Annotated in this window: 2 protein-coding genes; one reads left to right on the forward strand and one right to left on the reverse strand. The window is 46.0% G+C overall.

What is annotated here, in order from left to right; all coding sequences use genetic code 11:
- On the forward strand, window positions 1–164 hold a 164-nt coding region (locus B7Y67_RS18350; protein ID WP_293599866.1), incomplete at its 5' end, for an aminotransferase class I/II-fold pyridoxal phosphate-dependent enzyme.
- Between the two features lie 2 nt (window positions 165–166).
- On the opposite strand, the gene hisD is transcribed toward B7Y67_RS18350, so the two are convergent.
- Window positions 167–1,280 (reverse strand): histidinol dehydrogenase (hisD, locus tag B7Y67_RS18355; RefSeq protein ID WP_293599865.1); only part of this gene is annotated, 1,114 nt, incomplete at its 5' end.

Genomic DNA, 1,280 nt, shown 5'->3' on the forward strand with positions numbered 1-1,280 from the left:
AACATGCTGGTGCGAAGCTCTATCAAGCTTTACGCGATCGTGGAATTATTGTGCGTCACTTTAAATCACCACGCATTGAAGAGTTTTTACGCATCACCATCGGTACTGATGAGCAAACAAATGAATTGATTACTGCTCTGAAAGAAATTCTAGCAAGCGTTTAAGTTTATTTTTTCAGTCGCATCTCAGCAGCACGGGCATGAGCCGTTAAACCCTCACCGTGAGCGAGTGTACTAGCAACAGCACCTAATGTTTGAGCACCCGCTTCACTCACTTCAATCATGCTTGAGCGCTTTATAAAGTCATACACACCTAAAGGCGAAGAGAAGCGTGCAGTGCGCGCTGTTGGCAATACATGATTCGGGCCTGCACAATAATCACCCAAAGATTCGCTAGTGTAGTTACCCATAAAAATGGCGCCAGCATGACGGATTAACTCAGCCCACTTACGCGGCTCAGTTGCACAAATTTCTAAATGCTCAGCAGCGATGGCGTTGGCAATCTCACAAGCCTCGCTCATATCTCCTACCTGAATCAATAAAGCGCGATTAGTAAGCGATGCTTCGATCACTTGCTTTCTTGGCATCTCAGGCAATAGCTTGTTAATACTTGCTTGCACTTGCTCAATAAATTTCTCATCTGGGCAAAGCAAAATAGATTGCGCTAACTCATCATGCTCGGCTTGAGAAAATAAATCCATCGCGATCCAATTGGGATTACTAGAACCATCGCAGAGAACCAAAATTTCTGAAGGGCCAGCAATCATGTCGATGCCAACGATACCGAAGACTCTGCGCTTAGCAGCTGCTACATAGGCATTGCCAGGGCCAACAATCTTGTCCACCGGTGGAATAGTTTTCGTGCCATAAGCCAAAGCACCAACAGCTTGTGCACCGCCAATCGTAAAGACGCGATCAACTCCAGATAAGTATGCAGCAGCCAATACCAAGGAGTTGCGAGCGCCATCAGGGGTAGGCACCACCATGATGACTTCTCTTACACCAGCAACTTTGGCAGGAATAGCATTCATTAATACTGAAGAGGGATAGGCCGCTTTACCGCCAGGAACATAAATACCCACGCGATCCAAGGCTGTGACTTTTTGACCTAAGCGCGTGCCATCAGCCTCTTCATATTCCCAAGAGTGGCAACCTGCTTCAATCTTTTGTTTCTCGTGATACGCGCGTACTCTCTGAGCAGCAACATCAAGAGCATTTCCTTGCTCTACTGATAAACCTTCATAGGCTTTTTTTAATTCTTCTTGAGAAATCTCTAGCTCT

The sequence above is a fragment of the Polynucleobacter sp. 35-46-11 genome (assembly GCF_002281105.1).